Source organism: Nitrosomonadales bacterium (genome assembly GCA_016716325.1).
Classification (GTDB): domain Bacteria; phylum Pseudomonadota; class Gammaproteobacteria; order Burkholderiales; family Gallionellaceae; genus Gallionella.
The window spans coordinates 586091-603895 of sequence record JADJWO010000001.1 but is presented as its reverse complement, the minus strand read 5'-3'; the positions used below and the strand labels follow the sequence as shown (position 1 = coordinate 603895).

The following is a 17805-nucleotide window of genomic DNA, read 5'->3' as shown; positions in this document are numbered from 1 at the left end:
TGTCCGGTTAAAAACGATTCCATGACTCTGAAATCCTTATTTGATGCCGCATCCGGAGATTTTTATAGTGTCTCCGACTTGAACGGCGAACCAGCCTTGGTGCAGTCTGGCAGCTTTCCTGCTGCTGGAGACTGCGATGTACGTTGGCAAGCCCTTGTTCGCCCAAGTCATGGACTTCCTGCCATGGAAGACCTTTCATCGCATCGTGGCTCGGCATGGCGGCGATCATCGCGTCAGGACATTGTCCTGTGCCGAACACTTCCGTATTCTGGCCTTCGCTCAACTCACCTATCGCGAGAGTTTGCGCGACATCGAGGCCTGCCTCTCGGCACAGGCTGCCAAGCTCTACCACATGGGCATCAGAAGCACGGTATCCCGTTCGACACTGGCCGATGCCAACGAACTGCGCGACTGGCGCATCTACGCCGAATTCGCTCACCGTTTGATTGCTCAAGCCAGAACGCTTTACGCCAGCGAAGACTTGGGCTTGGATTTGACCAACACAGTGTACGCACTGGATTCGACCACCATCGATCTGTGCCTGTCGGTATTTCCATGGGCGCATTTCAGAACGACCAAGGCAGCGGTGAAGATGCATACGCTGCTGGACTTGCGCGGCAGCATTCCCAGCTTCATCCACGTCTCCGATGGCAAGATGCACGACGCCCGCATCCTCGACTTGTTGATCCCGGAGCCGGGTGCTATCTATGTCATGGATCGGGGCTACGTCGATTTCGTGCGTTTGCATCGGCTGCATCTGGCCGGGGCGTTCTTCGTCACCCGCGCCAAGTCGAATCTCGACGCGCACCGGATGTATTCTGCCAAAACCGACCGCAGCCTCGGCATCATCTGCGATCAGACGATTGCGCTCGACGGGTTTTATACCCGACAGGATTACCCGGAGCCGTTGCGCCGCATCCGCTTCAAAGACCCGGAAACCAACAAGACGCTGGTGTTTCTCACCAACAACTTCACGTTGCCGGCGGCAACGATCTGCGCGCTCTACAAGAGCCGCTGGCAGGTGGAGTTGTTCTTCAAATGGGTCAAGCAGCATCTTCGTATCCAACGTTTCTATGGCACGTCCGAGAATGCGGTGAAGGCGCAAATCTGGATCGCCGTCTCGGTCTACGTCCTCGTCGCCATCATCAAAAAGCGCCTCAATCTGGACGCTTCGCTCTACACTTTGCTACAGATTCTATCGGTCACGCTGTTCGAGAAAATGCCCATCCAGCAAGCCTTGCAGGGCATCGGTGGGCAGCCAGAAAACACCGATTTCAACAACCAACTGAATCTATTCGATTCTTAACCGGACACTAGTGAAACCTCCCCTAAAATCGGTCCATGCATGAATAGAGTTCTTCGGGCAAACTAACCGCCCAGGAGGACGAAGATGCGCAAGAGCAGATTTAGCGAGACCCAAATTATCGGGATATTGAAATCGGTAGAGGCAGGTCGACTGGTCAAGGATGTCTGTCGTGAGCATGGCATCAGCGACGCAACCTACTACCAGTGGAAGTCGAAGTACGGCGGCATGGACGCCTCCGACATCAAGCGACTGCGAGAGCTGGAAGACGAGAACCGCAAACTCAAGCTGATGGTGGCGGATCTGAGTTTGGAGAACCATGCCATCAAGGAAGTCTTCGGTTTAAAGCGTTAAGCCCCGACGAGAAACGGGAGGCAGCAGGACAGTTGCAGCAACATGGCTTGAGTCAGCGCGGCGCCTGCAAGGCGCTGGGGTTATCGAGGTCGGTCTATGCCTATCGCCCCGATCACAGCGCAGACAATGAAATCATTGCTGTCCTGCAAGAACTGGCAGAACGTTTCCCGGAGCGGGGCTTCGGCAAGTATTTCAAAGTGATCCGGCGGCGTGGTCTGATCTGGAATCACAAACGGGTGTATCGCGTTTACTGCGCGTTGAATCTGAATCGGCGCAGGATAGGCAAGAAGCGACTGCCACCGCGTATGCCGGCACCGCTGGCTGTGCCGGGGCGGATGAACAAGAGTTGGTCGATGGACTTTATGAGCGATGCGCTGTGGTGCGGCAGACGGTTTCGCACCTTCAACGTGGTGGACGACTTCAATCGCGAGATACTGGCCATCGAGATTGATCTGAATCTACCCGCAGCACGGGTGATCCGAGTGTTGGAGCGGATTGTGGCCTGGCGCGGCTATCCGGACAAGCTGCGTATGGATAACGGTCCGGAATTCATTGCGACTGCACTGGCGGATTGGGCACAGCAGCGCAATGTAGAACTGGAGTTCATCGAACCTGGGCGACCAATGCAGAACGGATTCATCGAACGATTCAACCGCAGTTACCGGGAAGGTGTGCTGGACATGTATGTCTTCAGGACACTGGAAGAAGTCCGTGAACGAACAGAGGTATGGAAGAACGACTACAACGAAGAATTACCGCACGATGCACTTGGCAATCTGACACCCGTCGAGTACAGAGTGTTGCACCACCCCGAAACCTCTAGTTATGGGTGGCACTGATTTGGGGAGGTTTACAAATTGAGGTTGTTGCATAGAGAATTGCGCCGCCATTCTTTTTTGCTGTGGCGAGCTCAGACCAGACTCTCTCATTTAAAACCATTGAGCCAAGAGTGCGCCCCTGATGGTCACCATTTCCAGCCAAGCCGCTTTTGAGCGCTGTAACATCAAGTGGCATTGAGAACGTCTGTGTAGTTGGTAAGTTTATTTCTCTCATTTCGCCCGCGCTAAATGTAGTTCCAGTAAGAGTATCCAGATATTCTCGTCGGTCATGTCCTGCGAGTAGAAGTTTCGCATAGTTCCTGTGAAACGCTCACCTTCAACGTCAAACATCTCCGATGTTGCGCACCAATATCTGATACTTCTGCACGTTGCACCATTGTTCGTACCGGCGCAGCCTTATACAAACTTCTGCTACCTGTACTATCATGCACAAATGGGCCTCAATGCTTATGAATTCGATGATTAATCAATTGATTCCCAATAGTCTTCGCACGCTCACTATGTAAATATTGCGGACCTATAGGTTCGTCAAATAACTGCTGGTTTCATAAGCTACGATCAGGAGGCACAACTTGGATACTGACGAATACAAAGCACGATTTTCTGAACCCCAGCCACCGCGTTCAAAGGACGAACCAAAGGAGGCTGACACACGAGCTGGTAGAGCGCTAGCCTACGCACTGGACATCAGGAAGTTCGAGATCGAGTTGTATTGGAAGCGGGGAACCTACTTCTGGGCCTTCATCGCGGCTGCATTTGCAGGGTATGCCTTAACCTACAAGGCAACCGCCCCCGACCCTTGGCTTTCTATGCTCTTCTCAGCACTTGGCCTAGTATTTTCCTTCGCTTGGTATTTGGTAAATCGAGGTAGCAAGTTTTGGCAGAGCAATTGGGAACGGCATGTTGATCTCCTGGAAGACATGACTCTTGGCCCGTTATACAAGGTAGTGGCAGTTACTGCGGATAATACAGCCGGAAATCCTCTTACTTCCCCTGCCCAGTTCTCCGTTAGCAAGCTCAACCAAGTTCTGAGTGTTTTCGTTGTGGTCGTTTGGCTTCTTCTCTTCGCAAGGTCGCTACTTCCTATTTCATGCGACTTGCCCCTAGATTCATACAAGCTTGCGGTCTTTTTTGTGGTTACAGTTTTTCTTGTGCTTCTCTACTCGCTTGGCAGGTCATCAAACCAGTTCACAACATCAGGTTTGCATGAACGCCCGCAAGAAAAATGAAACCTAGGAGGGCTGTCGAGAGCAACTGCGAATAAGCGCACAGCCCATCGCTTTGAACATTATGAGCTAAACAGGTGAACGGCAATGTTTGAGAATCTCATCAAGCAACTTCAGGGATTGAATGGTCGGTCAATCGCGATTCCAATTCAAACTGACGAAAATGGCTACATCGATAAGCAGTGCCCCTCAAAGCAATGCGAATTCCTTTTCAAGGTGAACGAGGAAGACTGGTCTAACCTATTTGGGGATGAAGCTGTTTGGTGCCCAATGTGCCGACATGAGGCACCTGCCGATCAGTGGTTCACAATCGAGCAAGCGGAGCATTCCAAGTCGGAAGCCCTGACTGTCGTAAAGGGCGAAATCAACAATGCACTTCTGTCCAGCGCTCAGAAGTTTAATCGCAGGCAATCTCGCAACGGCTTTATTTCCATGTCTATGGAGGCAAAGGGGGGTATGCAACGAACGTACACTCTGCCAGCAAAGGCAGCCGAAGTAATGCAGTTGGAAATACGGTGTGACAACTGCTTGGCTCGCTTTGCAGTGATCGGTAGCGCCTACTTTTGCCCAGCATGTGGAGCCAACTCAGTGGTTCGTACGTATCAAGATTCCTTGAGGAAAATTAGGGCAAAGCATTACAGCGAGGAAATCGTACAGATGGCACTCGCCGATGCAGTGGGAAAAGATGAAGCGGAATTAACTTCTCGGTCCTTACGGGAAACTTGTCTATCCGACGGAGTCACCGCGTTCCAAAAGTACTGTGAAGGGCTATATGAGCCATTTGGGAAGGCGCCTTTCAATGTTTTTCAGAGGATAGAGGAAGGAAGTGAGCTCTGGCGCACGGCAGTGGGTAAGGGCTTTGAATCCTGGCTGACAGCACAAGAGTTAAGTAGCCTCAAGGTTCTGTATCAGAAACGTCACATCCTTGCGCACAACGACGGAATTATCGATCAGCGCTATATCGAGAAATCTGGTGATTCCACATACAAGGTCAAACAGCGCCTCGTGGTATCCAAAGGTGACATTGAAATTCTCCTATCCTTACTTGAGAAATTGGGAAGCGGTCTATGTAAAGCGTGTGGCCGCGCATAACAATGCTTTCAATGGGGCGCTCTGCAAGCAGCGGAGCACCCCTACAGCTTGTGGCCAGTAGAAGACATTTGCACCTGCCCGCACTATTATGCACATGCGAACAGACAAATTTTTCTTCGGCTGATGTGTGGCCTATCCACATATGCGAGAGATGGCGTTCCTGAAGTGTTGTTAGTATGATCAGGTTGATTTGAGTTCGTGAGGAGCACGGATGTCTGAAGAAAAATTGGCACCATCGGAGTTCATGCGCCGCCTGCGCCCGGAACTCTACTCAGATACCAGCGATTGCACGACATACCTGCTTGACGCAACGACGCTTGAGTACTGCCTCGACACCATCACTGCACGTAACCAGACTCACGACTTCGAGATCTTTTGCCGCAAGCTGTGCGAGCGCACAATTTGCCCAAACCTGAAACCAGCCACCGGGCCGGAAGGGGGCGGGGACAGCAAAGCCGATACCGAAACTATTCAGGTTGCTGACGAAATCGCAACTCTCTCCTATGTGGGAGAACCGAATGCCGGCAAGGAGCGCTGGGCATTCGCCTTCAGCGCTAAGAAAACGTGGGCAGAGAAAGCACGCAACGACGTTGCAGGCATCGTGGAGACGCAACGCGACTATCAGAAAATCTATTGCGTTACAGCGCAGTTCGCCCGTGCGAAGGATCGCGCCCGGGTCGAGGACGAGCTCACCAAGAAATATGGCGTGACCGTCACTATTCTCGACCGAAGTTGGATCGTTGAGCAGGTTGTCGGCGGTGATCGCATGGACCTTGCGTTTAACTACCTCGGGGTTGGGCAAGAGATTGCCGACTCGCGCCGACTGGGGCCGTCGGACTATTCTCGAACCCAGCAACTCGAAGATATCGAGAATGGGATCGGCAACCCGGATGCATTTGCCGGGATAGAAATGCAGCGCGTGACGGAAGCTCTGGTTGCCGCCAAGCTTTCGCGCAATTTGGAGCGTCCGCGAACCGAAACGGATGGGCGGTTTGCACGCGCAGTTCGCCTTGCCGAGCGAGATGGCACTTCCCGTCAGAAGTTCGAAGCAAACTACGAATGGATCTGGACTGCCTTCTGGTGGTTTGACGATGTCGCACATTTGAACGACAGCTACGACGTATTCGAGAAGCTCGTTATCGACACGGAACACGCCAAGAATCTTGAGCTTCTGTGTAATCTGGCTCAACTGCTGTTCAACTCGGTTGTCCATCAGCATCTGACTGCCGATGAGTCCAAGCTGGAGGAGCGAATCGCTCGATTGAGCGACAGACTGAAGTCTATGGTGGCGGACGGTGAGCGTCCAAATAATGCTCTGGAAGCTCGAACCTCGCTGCTTGTTATCGAAGTCAATCAAGCGGCGCTCAAGAAAGACTCTCAACAGCTCAACTTGCTCTGGCCGCAGTTTTCCGAGGTGGTCAAGCAGGCGAAGGGGCTTGGCGAATTTGCTGCCGAGCGCTTGACCCAGATGATTGAGGTGTTTGGCAACATCGCGGGAAAGGATCCCAGCTATACCCAGCTCGTCGACGACGTGGCGGGGTTTGTGTCGGAGCGCATCGGCGAAGCTCAGGGGGCGCTCGTGCTCCTTAAGCGCGCTCAGCAGCTCGATTTCGAAGACAACTTTGAAATGATCAGGTTGCTGGGCAAGGCCGCGCGACAACTCACCAAGAAGGAGTATGCAAACTCGCTGATAGAAGCGCTGCAACTTCTCTCGCTTGCCTATCGTAGTGCCGGGTTGCTATGGGCCGCACGCGCAAGTTGTATTTTTGCAATGGCTTCGATGTTCATCGAAGCTGAAGATGACAGTGATCTTCCGGCCTCAATTGTGCCCACGGTCATGATGCTTGCCTGGATCGCTGTCGAACTTGGACATCTGCCAGACGCCTTGGAAGCCATTCGGCTGGTTCGAGGTTGTGCGGCAGGTCTCCCGCTTGACGACGCCTCCAAAGAACGTGTCAATGATCGCCTCACGGAGTTCGATCTCATCCTTGGAAGCCAGATTCTGAATTTCACATCAGCAGAGCTTCAAGAAGTCGTCAAACTACCAGATGTTCTTGAACTGCTCGGCTTGCTGCAGAGCCGCAGCTCTCTTCTTTACGCACTCGGCCATGAGTCGATGCTCCGTGAGGAGGGATCAATACCGGAAGAAGAAACACCAGAGGGCGTGGCCGATCTGTTCACCTTGCTGGCTAGCCAACCCGCGTCCAACAACCTGAATGGTCATATCATCTTTAACGAGGCGCCGCCGCAGTGCTTTGTATCGAGAGTACAAGGTGTTCGGGTGGCCGTTCATCACCAGTGTTCTGATGCCTCAATCCTTGCCGCCGAGGTGGTGATTGGCTCAATCGAAGCGCTTTTTGCGACGGCGATTGATCTCGGTGCAGCGGCACATACCGAGAACTTCACCATTACGCTTCAAGAAAGCTCAGAGGTTCTAGTTCCCGACTTCACTATCGATGCCGACGAGATGACTGCCGCTGTTCGCTGGCCTGCTGGCTTGATTCCCGCCACATACGGTCAGCAGGATGACGTCCAGAAGATGCTGATCGGTTTGGCTGCTGGGATCTTTGCCGCCACGTGCTTTGTGAAGGATCTGCAACAGATAGTCGATCATCTTTTTAAGAATGAGGCAGTGCTCGACCGGATTGGGATGGTTGTGATTGTCGGAAACAGCCGTCAGCGAATCTTCAAGCAAAGCCTGTCGAGACTCAGCGATTGGACACAGATGGCGACATCGGCGTTCACTCTTGAACCGTCGCGCCCCGTCATCAGCCGACGTGCGCTGAATCCCGCAGAAGATGAAGAAAGTCATTCCGTTACAGACGGCCGAAGTACTCCACAACCGCCGAACGATCATCGTGATCTCGGTGTTCGCTCGGTCATTGACGTGCATCTTTGGAACCGAGCCGGTTGGACTGGGACGGCTTTTGTCAATTGGGGGCCATCCTATCCGCCGGCGGTCGCTCTCATGTTTACGAATGAAGATGCTGCTAGGAAGATTTTCGCGCGTTGGCGCGAACGCGTAGGGCAGGTCGACAGGCAGGACGAGATATACGTGGCGATCGTGCGAGGCATTTCCATTGATCATCCAGCCCACTACCGAGTCCTGATTACCTCGCGCCATCCTCCAGAAGACGAGATCACAAGAGGCAAGACAGTCATGATAGCTTCGCGAATGCAAACAATGCACGCGGAGTCAGATGTCAATCTGAGTCAGTTCCTCCGTATCTATGGCCAGTCACGCGCTTATCTTCTTCTTCCGGCGATCTTGTCGGGAGGGGCCCCGGAGTTTCTTCCAGAACTCGCGATTCTGAAGCGGGAGTTGAGTGTAAAGACAGCTTCCGAAGTGAACGAGCATGACCCTGAGGTGATGGCGCTTGGTCCGAAACACAATTGCGATAGAGAGGGCAGTATGAAAGATAACGCCGCGAGTGAGAAAGCATAGATGTCCTGTTTTCCTCAACCCTACGAGAAGAAACATGTCATTTGACTATCTAACGACATTCCCCATCCCGGGTCATGTCATGCCGCCAAGGCTTCGTGCCTTGCTGGAACCTGTTGGCTTGTCACCAAGCCAATTTGTGGAAGTGGCCTCCATGCAGGAAGCCGATCCACATGGAGAACAAGCCGAGCATCTGCATTTGCTGATGGCCGTAGTTTCCGGACTGAATGATGACCCCATCGAAGTTCTATCTGAAGCAGGAGATGGCGTAGTTGAGCACTCCGTTCCTGTTGGCGACAAGCGCGGCTGTTCGGCTGATTTTTCCCCATCGATATCCGGTCATGACTACATAGTCGCGGCGTGGGGTGATGGCTCGTTCTACACTTTTAATCTGGCCGAGAAGGTCTGGATGAGCCTTGGACTGACTCCCCGCTGCGTCGGCAACGATCAGCAACGTCTGGTCTACGATGACTTGGGACTTCCAGAGTTCGGAGTAGCCGAGGGCGAGGTGTCGAGCGACTACCATTGGAACTTGAAGAGAACCGTCAGTTGGCGCATGTCGAATGAGTACCTCCGTCGCTACCTTTGGTTACGTGGTGCCCGAGGTGTGCGAGTCTTCTACTACTCAGCCCAGCTACCTGATCTCCCGGAAGTCCGCGCTATTATGGGAGGAAAGTCTCATGTTGACCTCAAGCCTTCCGAGGGGGTTGCCTGGTATGAACTGGACATTCGCGAGCACAAGGGCGGGCTCCTGCTCCAACTCTGGGCTTCGGTCGAGGCGGTGATGCCAGAACTCTGTCCAGAGCAGACTGCTGAGGGCATTCTGTGGCCCGGTGACGCTCAGCCCATGACCCACGCGCGTGCGAATGCCCTGATGGGACATGATCCGGTCTATCTCGACGATCGGTTTCTCCAGAAGTACGAACAGAGTACTTTCTACGACTCGACGCCAGTTCATGCTGGGAGGCAGTGGTACTGTAGTCCGTCATACCGAGGGCAGTGGAGTTTCACTGAATGTCGGCGGGTCGGAAGAAATCTGATCCAAGTGCCGATGCGTGAGTTGTACAAGCCGAAGCCAGATCGCGAGATTGTGCATGCCCGATCATTCGCGGTTGATCCGGACGAATTGGCGCATGTGGACCTGAATGAAGAGCATGTGGCTGCCAAGGTGCAGCGGCTGCTTGATGTGCTTCTACGATTGGGCGACAGCCTTTCCGCACTCGGCGCAACCGTGGGGCAGAACAAATCGGCAGCGGAACTGACCGGCTTTGATCGCGCAGAGGTGGCAGGCAATGGTTGGTTGGCCTATCCGGCACTCAGTCGGTTGGCCCAGGTTGCTCCATTGGACATGACACAACAGATGTTTCTGGCTCGCTGCAAGAGCTTGCACGAGGTGTGGCAACGCGTTCCAAACGGCCACCTCAAATCATTGTTGGAGCGTGCCGGGTGTCCGAGGGGGGCTATCAAGGACCTTGGAAGTCTCAAGTTGCTGCAGGCACTTCTGAACGTCATCGAAAGGCTGAATGCTCATCTGGAGGCAAGCGATGCCTTTGCCTCAGGCAAAGAGCCTGAGGGCTGGAACGACCGCAATGAAGCCATGGCCCCCTTGTTCCTGAACAACGATCTCAGAATTGCCGATGCGCACGAGACAGTAGAGCAGTGTCTGACGACCCTGCAGCGCCTTGGTTTTGACACAGCGAACGTTAACGCAGGCTATGGACGGGCACTCGATTTCGTCATGGATGGCGTCATCAACGCCTTGGGAACAGTGGCAACCGCAATCGATAGTCTTTTGAGCCGTAGTCAAACGGCCCAAAGTCCCTCAGCATAGGTAAAGTCCGTGCCGGTTGTATGGTGCACTAATTGTGGGCTTTGAGTTGGGTAGCGGACGTTTGAGTCAGAATTTTAGGTGTCAGCTATGGCCGAGCAAGAGACCGGCGGGTCATCGGCCAAAGCCGCCCTTAGGAGCAATACATGGCACTTCCGCTATAGACACGATAACGGACGTTTGCGAAGTAGTTCAGGACTCTTCGTAGAAGAGCCAAGTGAAAACTCCTCTCAATGTGTCCATCTCAATAACCGTGCCGCTACTTCATCTTTCGGCAGACGACACCTTTTGTGTGCGGATATCCTACTAAGACCCTCATAGAGCAGTGTGAAACTGAACTTTCCACTTAACTCCATCTGATCCAAAATCCAAAGCATGCCGTAGACTTCAGCGTTACGCGCTTTTGCTTCACTCCTCAATTTCTGGTCGCCCGTTACCAGCACATGATCCTGCCGAAGAGCACAACTTAAAGCAAAGCAATCCGGTAACGACAATGCAGGACGATGCTCCATGATCGCTTGAGCCAGTGCAACCTCATCGGGCGTAAGCGAAACCACACCTAAACCAAGTGTGCGCAAATAGGGACCGTTCTCCCCTTCAAGTTCATTCCGGTAAAGCAAGTCCGGCACAACCATTATTAGTCCGAATGAAAATGCAGGCTCCAGAAGACCGCCTCGCTCAAGTTCTATCAAAACAGATGTGTCGGAAACCAGAATGGCCAAGACTTCATACTCCTTGGGCCATTAATAAATGATCCAGCTTTCGCACACTGATCTGGAGTAATTCAGCAGCCTTAGATTCAGAAATTGCACCTTCAGCAACCGCTCTTAAACAGAGCCTTTCCATTCGCTGTGGCACTTCTGATGGAAATTTGTTTGGCTCACTCGTCGAAGAAGTATTCCACCCCATGGCTTTGATCTGCTCAAAAAGACGGCCATATGCTGCTTTCGTTAAAACTCCTAGCTGACCGCAACGTACGACCAAGGCCGCAATACTTACTTTGAAAATCTTCTTCAACTCAGCTAACTCACCAAGTGAAATTGAAGTGCGATTTGTTCCAAGCAGGCGGAACATCATTTCTTTAGCCATTAAGAATGCCCCTGCAAAACGATTTGCAGCCTTCTCCTCATCCAGTCCACTCATTTCGGTAAATCGCAAAACTAGATGTGCCAGCTCATGCGCTAGCGTAAAACGCTGGCGCTCTCCATTATGTTTTTGATTTACGACTACAACAGGAACATTGTCTTGTCGCTTTCTTTTCACAAAAGCTTTAGACCCTGAAACCTCTTCCGGTAAATCAAGGGCTACTACTTTTATACCCTTTTCCTCTAGCAACTCTGCCATATGAGGAATTGGATCAGATCCAAGATTCCATATCTCACGAAGCATTTCCGCTGCCTTTTCGACATCATCAAGACAACTAATTGTGAACTCATCCCTTAATGGAGAGCTCCATTTTTCATCTGCACTCGGAAACAACTCCTCCAATTCGAGATAACGCTCAACTTTGTCCAACACAACTGCCTGAACTGCACGCTCTTCTTTTGCTCCAGCATGTGGCTCCTTTCTGAAGTCGACACCTTCGAGCTCAATTTCGCGAGTACTAAGTAGATACTCTGGTGTTACATTCAGCACCTTGGCTAAGGCGAGCAATATCGTTGAGCTTGGCATCATCTCATCGCGCTCGTATTTTCCAATGGCTTGCGCTGAGACTTGGTTTTGAATTGCCGCTTCCAAGCCCCTTAAGGAAAGTCCCAAAGCATCTCTTGCTTGCTTTAGTCTCTTACCAATCATCGTGTCCTCCTCACTTATTGGTTTACATTGCGGTTTACATATTGACACAATACATCTCGTTCTGTAAACTTCTTTCTGTCAATAATGAATCGGCCTGCGGCTTAAATGCGACAGGCTTTGAACTGAAATGACGCTTGAAATACAGATTGTTACAACAACAAGAAACTAACGGAAGGAGAGAATTATGAAATACAAATAAAAACAGCCGAATACATAAATGCACTCGGCTGCGGGTGATCGAAAGTTACTGCCAATCGATCGGTGTGGAAACCACATTGTCCGTAACACATACCCCGCTGTCAAGGTGCTTTCTCGCGCTGGCAAATGCCGACGCTGTACATCTATTTGATATTGAAAGGTATGTATGACTACGAAAACTAAAGAAGGCCATAAGGCCGATCACAGCACCATCGCGGTTCGTGTACGTTATATCGGCGCACAAAAGCCCTTTGTCGATTCCCATGCGAATCTCGATGAAACTCTGGCCACGTTGAAGCAGCGTGTGCTGAGCTTCTTTAATTTGGTTGAGGGATCAGTCGAAAACGGTACAAAGGTGTATGTCTTTTCACACGACGGTGTTGAATTGACGAACCTGTCTCAAACGCTCGGACAGTTAGCGACTGAAGGCCACGAGATCAAGCTCGACTTGTTAGAGCAGTTCGAACAGGGCTGAAACATGGCTACTGACTTCGAACTTGCCCTCTTCAGTGAGGAATTGCTTGGAGTTCGTAGCTTGCCTGAAGCTAGCCGCTGGAAGCTCGAGCAGGACGTAACTGCCCCGCTCGGGCTTTTTGCGGTGATGCACCCAAAAAGCAAGCCTACTGAACTATATAAAGCACATTTACGTTGGGCAGACTTATTTGCCCCACCCTCATTGAAATTCGTCGACCTGAATAGTGGTGCCGAAAATGTTGCTTCGGCCTGGCCTCAATGTTTTGGCTTTCGTCCTAGCAGTTTTGACGCATGCCTGCCTTGGACTGCTGAAGGACATCGGCTTCATCCAGAATGGGCGAATTCATCAAAGAATTCGTTCCCAAAAGTAGATGCGCCGGTACAGTTTGCACTACTCAATCTGCAAATTTCGCTCGATAAAACTTATTCTGGAAGGGGGCGGTAATGAACGAATGCCATTGGCTATTACCTGAAGATTTGCTGCAAAAATCTATTGATGTCATGCGCCCACACGGTGCAATAGGCAATGAAGGACTCGCACTTTGGCTGGGCAAAGCAACCGGAGCTGAAATTCAAGTCACGCACATTATCGAAGTTACAGGGCCTGGGTTCAGCACTTCGCCTCTTCATATGAGGCTGTCGATGCGCGCCATGTCCAAACTGACTGATCTATCAGAGCAGCTTGATCGGTATCTCGTCGGGCAAATTCACTCTCACCCGAGAACTTTCACTGATTTATCTCAGCTCGATGTAAATCAAGGGATTCGCGTTCCCAATTACCTGTCTGTAGTTTGCCCCCATTATGCTCAGCGCCCAGGCACGACTCTTGGCGAGTGTGGAATTCATGTGTTTGAAGGGCGTGAATACATAAAAATGAATCGGGTAGCTGCTGAGCGACGAATCAAAGTTACGGCTAGCCGAGCCACCAAACTAATTTGTGAGGTTCCGGCATGAACATCGACTATAACAAAGCATCCAGCAGATACTTGGGGGTAGCTAAATCATTGGTAGGGGAGTCGATAAATGCAGAGCAAGTCTTTGCTAAATCCGTTGTATTAATGGGGAGCGTGACGCACTGAAAACCCAAAATGGCCTTTGGTGTTTTATGGATTCCTTAAGGCTGTTGGTACGCGTCGTCGGAAAGCTGACTATTTGCATTCCACCTGGCTTTGCCGAGTTGGAAACCGAGGCAAGAAAATGCTGCTCAGACACATATTTGCGAGGCCAGCCGCAATTTGTTATTTCTGATTCAGCCTCACCCTTTCAGCATGCTGATGCCATCCTTAATATTGGTATCCATGTTAATTCTTCGCTTCCATGGACTACGATTTCTTCAAACGGTTGGGTCGCACGAATCTCGTCTGGGTCGAAACAGTTACCCTCGGATATGGGACAGCCCAATCCCATCGCAGCTTTATTTGCTGCCTCGTTGGGGGTTACTGAAGTTTTCAAACGCATATACGGAGTGCCCGCAAGCGTAGCGCCATTACTAGAAAAGGCCGAACTATCTTTATTCGAAAACTCCACTGAGTTCGATTCTCTTGGCCCCTTGCTTCCAAACATTATTACTGCGCCCAACACATTGCTGGTTGGAGCTGGAGCAATTGGCAATGGCATTGCACTCTTGATGTCGCAATTACCAGTTGCGGGTCGATTGCACATCGTCGACAAACAGGATTATCAAGATGAGAACCATGGCACCTCTGTATTGCTGGAGAAGGCCGGCTGGATAGGAAACTCGAAAGCTGAACAATTGGCACAATGGCTTATGCAAAATAGCGCATTGCAGGCAACCGGGGACAAGGCACTCATCAACGAGGCACTTGGTTCAGAATTAATAAAGTCTATGGCCATAGACTTGGTATTGAACGGTCTGGACGATGTTCAAGCGCGTCACGATTCTCAACTTGCCTGGCCTTCGATCATAGTGGATGGAGGAATAAATGAAACGGGGGCCGCAGTAATTCAGCATCGGTTGGACGATCACGGATTGGCATGCCTGATTTGCTCCTTCAAATTGCAGAAGCAAGATATTCGCGAGACACAACGTCAACTAACTGGTTTGCATTCATCTGCCTTGTCTGACCAAGGGCGCCTATTAACTGAGCAAGACATCATTGAAGCTGATCCAGGCAAACAAGAATGGCTGAGAGAAATGCTCAAGAGTAAACGTACAATTTGCTCCGTAGTCTCTGAAGCGGGCCTTCGCCGACTAGGGGTAAATGCCGAAGATGGTTTTAGACCTTCTGCACCCTTTGTTGCCACTGCCGCCGCTGCTATGGTTATCGCGGAAGCTCTCAAGGCATTGCTTTACCCTGAAAAGCGGTACTCTCAGCGATTCACAATTGGAAACTTGTTCTTGGGCCCCCAATCTTTGGCAAACTCAAGCAGGTATGCAGAGCCGTCTTGTTCTTGCGTAAAACATCGCAGCTTAATCGACTCGGGCTTTCCCGAAAAAAAAAAAAATTAAAAAGTAATCCTCATTGATTCATTGTTTGGTGCGCCCCGAAATTCGTAGGCGGATATTGCTTCCGATTTGAGGCGGCAATTATGCGCGTTACGTTTACGTCTGCTTTTCAAAAAGCGGACGTGTTAGGGGGAGACGGCTAAGGGCAGCAATGGCCGAGCAGCAGACCATCGCCACAAGTTCTCGTGTATCCGCTTGAGGGGCCAGGCGGATGCTTTCCATATTCCCGATGCCGCACATGACCGGGGCGGTCTGTTGTGCAAAGCCGGCCGTGTTTGATGGGGTGTGCCGGTCTGAATGATCCTGTGTCGTCCGGCCTGTGACAGCCTGCGGTTTTTTCGCCGATACCCGTATAATCCCCAGCGTTTTGTGTTGACCGTTCGGAGTGGGTATGGGCATTGGGCCGGTGATGCTGGATGTGCTGGGGAAGCAACTGACGCCTGAGGACGAGGCGCGCTTGCGCCATCCGCTGGTCGGCGGGGTGATCCTGTTCGCGCGCAATTACGAGTCGCCCGGACAACTTGCCGAACTGACCGCTGCGATACGCGCACTGCGCACGCCGCCGCTGCTGATCGCGGTGGATCACGAGGGCGGGCGGGTGCAGCGCTTCCGCGAAGGTTTCACGCGCATCCCGGCGATGCGCGAACTGGGCAGGATATGGGACGGCCATCCGCAGCGCGCGCGCCATCTGGCGCAGCAGGTCGGTTATGTGCTGGCCGCCGAGTTGCGCGCCTGCGGCGTGGATTTCAGCTTCACGCCGGTGCTGGACGTGGATTACGGGCAGAGCAGCGTGATCGGCGACCGCGCCTTCCACAGCGACCCGCAGGCGATCGCCGAGCTGGCGCACAACCTGTTGCTGGGGTTGCGGCAGGGCGGCATGCATACGGTGGGCAAGCATTTCCCCGGCCATGGTTACGTGTGTGCCGATTCCCATCTGGACATCCCGGTGGACGAGCGTTCGTTCGTCGATATCGAGCTGTTCGACCTGATCCCGTTCCGCCAGATGGTGGACTACGGCCTGACCGCAGTGATGCCGGCGCATGTCATCTATCCGAAGGTGGACAGCCGCCCGGCAGGGTTCTCGCCGGTCTGGCTGAAGCAGATCCTGCGCGGACAACTGGGCTTCGAAGGCGTCATTTTCAGCGACGACCTGAGCATGGAAGGCGCGACCGTCGCGGGCGGCATCGTGCAGCGCGCCGAGGCCGCGCTGGATGCAGGCTGCGACATGGTGCTGGTGTGCAACAAGCCGGAATCGGCGGACGAGCTGCTGCAGGGATTGCGCCGGGAGATGTCCGCCACCAGCAAGGCGCGGCTCGCGCAGATGCGCGGCAAGGCCCATCCGGATTCCCTGGCGCGGCTGCACGAGCATCATCATTTCCTCAAGGCGCTGGACGAGGTCGTTGCCATCGGCATGAGCAACCCGGAATTGCCGTTGGCGTGATCGGGCGTCTGGTCTTTTGCCGCATCGCTTGAGATAATCGGCGCGCGGGTTTTTCGCGCCCTGTGCGCGCTTTTTCGGTATCCGGAATTATGAGTGAACTACAGACAGCCCTACTTGCCATTGGTGTCGGCGTGATCGTCGCGGTATATCTTTTCGGCTGGTGGCAGCAGCGCCAATACGGCCGCAAATACGGCGCGGCGTTCAGGAGCGGACATGCGGATGCGCTATACCGGGAAGCGGGCGATGCCAAGCAGGACGAGATGTCGCAGCCGTCTGCCCTGGCCGATGCCATCGAGGCGGCAGACATCGAGGAAGACGGGACGATCGAGGTGCTGCGCGTCACCGAGGCGGTTGCCGCCGCCACGCTCGACGAATCGTGCGCCCTGCTGGACGTGCGCAGCGATTTCATCGTTGAACTGCATTTGTCCGAACCCAGTCCGCCTGCCGTGCTGGACGGCCTGTGGCAGCGCAAGTTCGATTTCGGCAAGCCGGTGCAGGTATGCGGACTGAACCTGAATTCGCAACAATGGGAACGCGCGATTGCCGAAAGCCAGAGCCTGTACACGCGCTTCCGCGTCGCGCTGCAACTGGTCGACCGCGGCGGCGCGATCAGCCCGGCGAAGCTGGCCGACTTCCGCGACCTGTTGCTGGGCATCGCCAAGCAGATCAAGGCGGATACCACCGTTCCCGAACTCAATGAAACGCACGGGCGCGCGGTCGAGCTGGACGCGTTCTGCGCCGAGGTGGACCAGATGGTCGGGGTCAACCTGGTGCCGCCCGGCGAGCGCCAGTTGTCCGGCGCAAGGATCGCGCAGGCAGCCGCCTTGCAAGACATGACTCTGGAAGCGGACGGCGCGTTCCATCTGCTGAACGCGCAGGGCCATACCCGGTTCACCCTGAGCAACCGGGATACCCGTCCGTTCCAGCATCACACGCTGGAAACGCTGAACACGGCGGGCATCACGCTGTTGCTGGACGTGCCGCGCGTGGAAACGCCTGCCGTGCAATTCGACCAGATGGTGGGCATCGCGAGGGATCTGGCCAGGGAAATGCAGCTCAACCTGGTGGATGATCATCAAGTGGTGCTGAGCGATACCGGACTGGAACGGATACGCGAACAGATCGCCGAGGTCGAAGCGAAGATGTGCGAGAACGGCATCGTGCCCGGTAGCGCGCAGGCGCGCAGATTGTTCTCCTGATGGATGTCCGGCAACGTGTCGCACATCTGTGCGCCGAGATCGAGCGGCATGACCATGCCTATTACGTGCTGGATGCGCCGACCATTCCCGATGCGGAATACGACAAGCTGTTCCGCGAACTGCAAGCCCTCGAAATTCAACACCCCGA

14 protein-coding genes are annotated in these 17805 nt (G+C 53.2%); 12 read left to right on the top strand and 2 right to left on the bottom strand.

Annotated elements, in window-relative coordinates:
* Window positions 1–136: 136 nt before the first annotated feature.
* The 6 genes from IPM27_02750 to IPM27_02725 all read left to right on the top strand — a co-directional run bounded on the left by IPM27_02750 (window position 137) and on the right by IPM27_02725 (window position 10087).
* Complete coding sequence (locus IPM27_02750; GenBank protein MBK9160478.1) at window positions 137–1306, top strand: IS4 family transposase; 1170 nt, start codon at window positions 137–139, stop codon at window positions 1304–1306.
* Window positions 1307–1390: 84 nt separating this feature from the next.
* Window positions 1391–2496 (top strand): IS3 family transposase gene (locus IPM27_02745; protein MBK9160477.1). Its coding sequence is split into 2 segments (ribosomal slippage): window positions 1391–1646 and window positions 1646–2496, totalling 1107 coding nucleotides; the frame shifts between segments, so codons are not numbered across the junction.
* Window positions 2497–3068: 572 nt separating this feature from the next.
* The gene (locus tag IPM27_02740) at window positions 3069–3725 is read left to right on the top strand and encodes a hypothetical protein (GenBank protein ID MBK9160476.1); all 657 of its coding nucleotides are present in this window, start codon (window positions 3069–3071) and stop codon (window positions 3723–3725) included.
* 84 nt (window positions 3726–3809) lie between these two features.
* The gene (locus IPM27_02735; GenBank protein MBK9160475.1) at window positions 3810–4814 is read left to right on the top strand and encodes a hypothetical protein; all 1005 of its coding nucleotides are present in this window, start codon (window positions 3810–3812) and stop codon (window positions 4812–4814) included.
* A gap of 244 nt (window positions 4815–5058) precedes the next feature.
* Window positions 5059–8259: a tetratricopeptide repeat protein gene (locus IPM27_02730; protein MBK9160474.1), complete on the top strand. Its 3201-nt coding sequence runs from the start codon at window positions 5059–5061 to the stop codon at window positions 8257–8259.
* Window positions 8260–8293: 34 nt separating this feature from the next.
* Window positions 8294–10087, top strand: coding sequence for a hypothetical protein (locus IPM27_02725; GenBank protein ID MBK9160473.1), 1794 nt, complete (start codon window positions 8294–8296; stop codon window positions 10085–10087).
* 227 nt (window positions 10088–10314) lie between these two features.
* On the opposite strand, the gene IPM27_02720 is transcribed toward IPM27_02725, so the two are convergent.
* On the bottom strand, window positions 10315–10806 hold the full coding sequence (locus IPM27_02720) for a hypothetical protein (GenBank protein MBK9160472.1): 492 nt from the start codon (window positions 10804–10806) through the stop codon (window positions 10315–10317).
* Between the two features lie 4 nt (window positions 10807–10810).
* Window positions 10811–11878 (bottom strand): ImmA/IrrE family metallo-endopeptidase, encoded by a 1068-nt coding sequence (locus IPM27_02715; protein ID MBK9160471.1) that lies wholly within the window; start codon window positions 11876–11878, stop codon window positions 10811–10813.
* Between the two features lie 364 nt (window positions 11879–12242).
* On the opposite strand from IPM27_02715, the gene IPM27_02710 reads away from it, so the two are divergent.
* The 6 genes from IPM27_02710 to IPM27_02685 all read left to right on the top strand — a co-directional run bounded on the left by IPM27_02710 (window position 12243) and on the right by IPM27_02685 (window position 17657).
* Entirely contained in the window at window positions 12243–12551 is a 309-nt protein-coding gene (locus tag IPM27_02710; protein MBK9160470.1) for a hypothetical protein, read from the top strand.
* Between the two features lie 3 nt (window positions 12552–12554).
* Window positions 12555–12995, top strand: a complete 441-nt coding sequence (locus IPM27_02705) for a hypothetical protein (GenBank protein MBK9160469.1) — start codon at window positions 12555–12557, stop codon at window positions 12993–12995.
* A complete protein-coding gene (locus IPM27_02700) occupies window positions 12995–13504 on the top strand; it encodes a hypothetical protein (protein MBK9160468.1) in 510 nt (169 codons plus the stop codon). The genes IPM27_02705 and IPM27_02700 overlap by 1 nt, the downstream gene beginning before the upstream one ends.
* Before the next feature lie 169 nt (window positions 13505–13673).
* The gene (locus IPM27_02695) at window positions 13674–15020 is read left to right on the top strand and encodes a ThiF family adenylyltransferase (protein MBK9160467.1); all 1347 of its coding nucleotides are present in this window, start codon (window positions 13674–13676) and stop codon (window positions 15018–15020) included.
* Between the two features lie 388 nt (window positions 15021–15408).
* Window positions 15409–16458, top strand: a complete 1050-nt coding sequence (gene nagZ / locus IPM27_02690; GenBank protein ID MBK9160466.1) for a beta-N-acetylhexosaminidase — start codon at window positions 15409–15411, stop codon at window positions 16456–16458.
* An 89-nt stretch (window positions 16459–16547) separates the two neighbouring features.
* Window positions 16548–17657 carry a hypothetical protein gene (locus IPM27_02685; protein MBK9160465.1) on the top strand — a complete coding sequence of 370 codons (1110 nt, stop codon included), beginning with the start codon at window positions 16548–16550 and terminating at the stop codon, window positions 17655–17657.
* Window positions 17658–17805 lie beyond the last annotated feature (148 nt).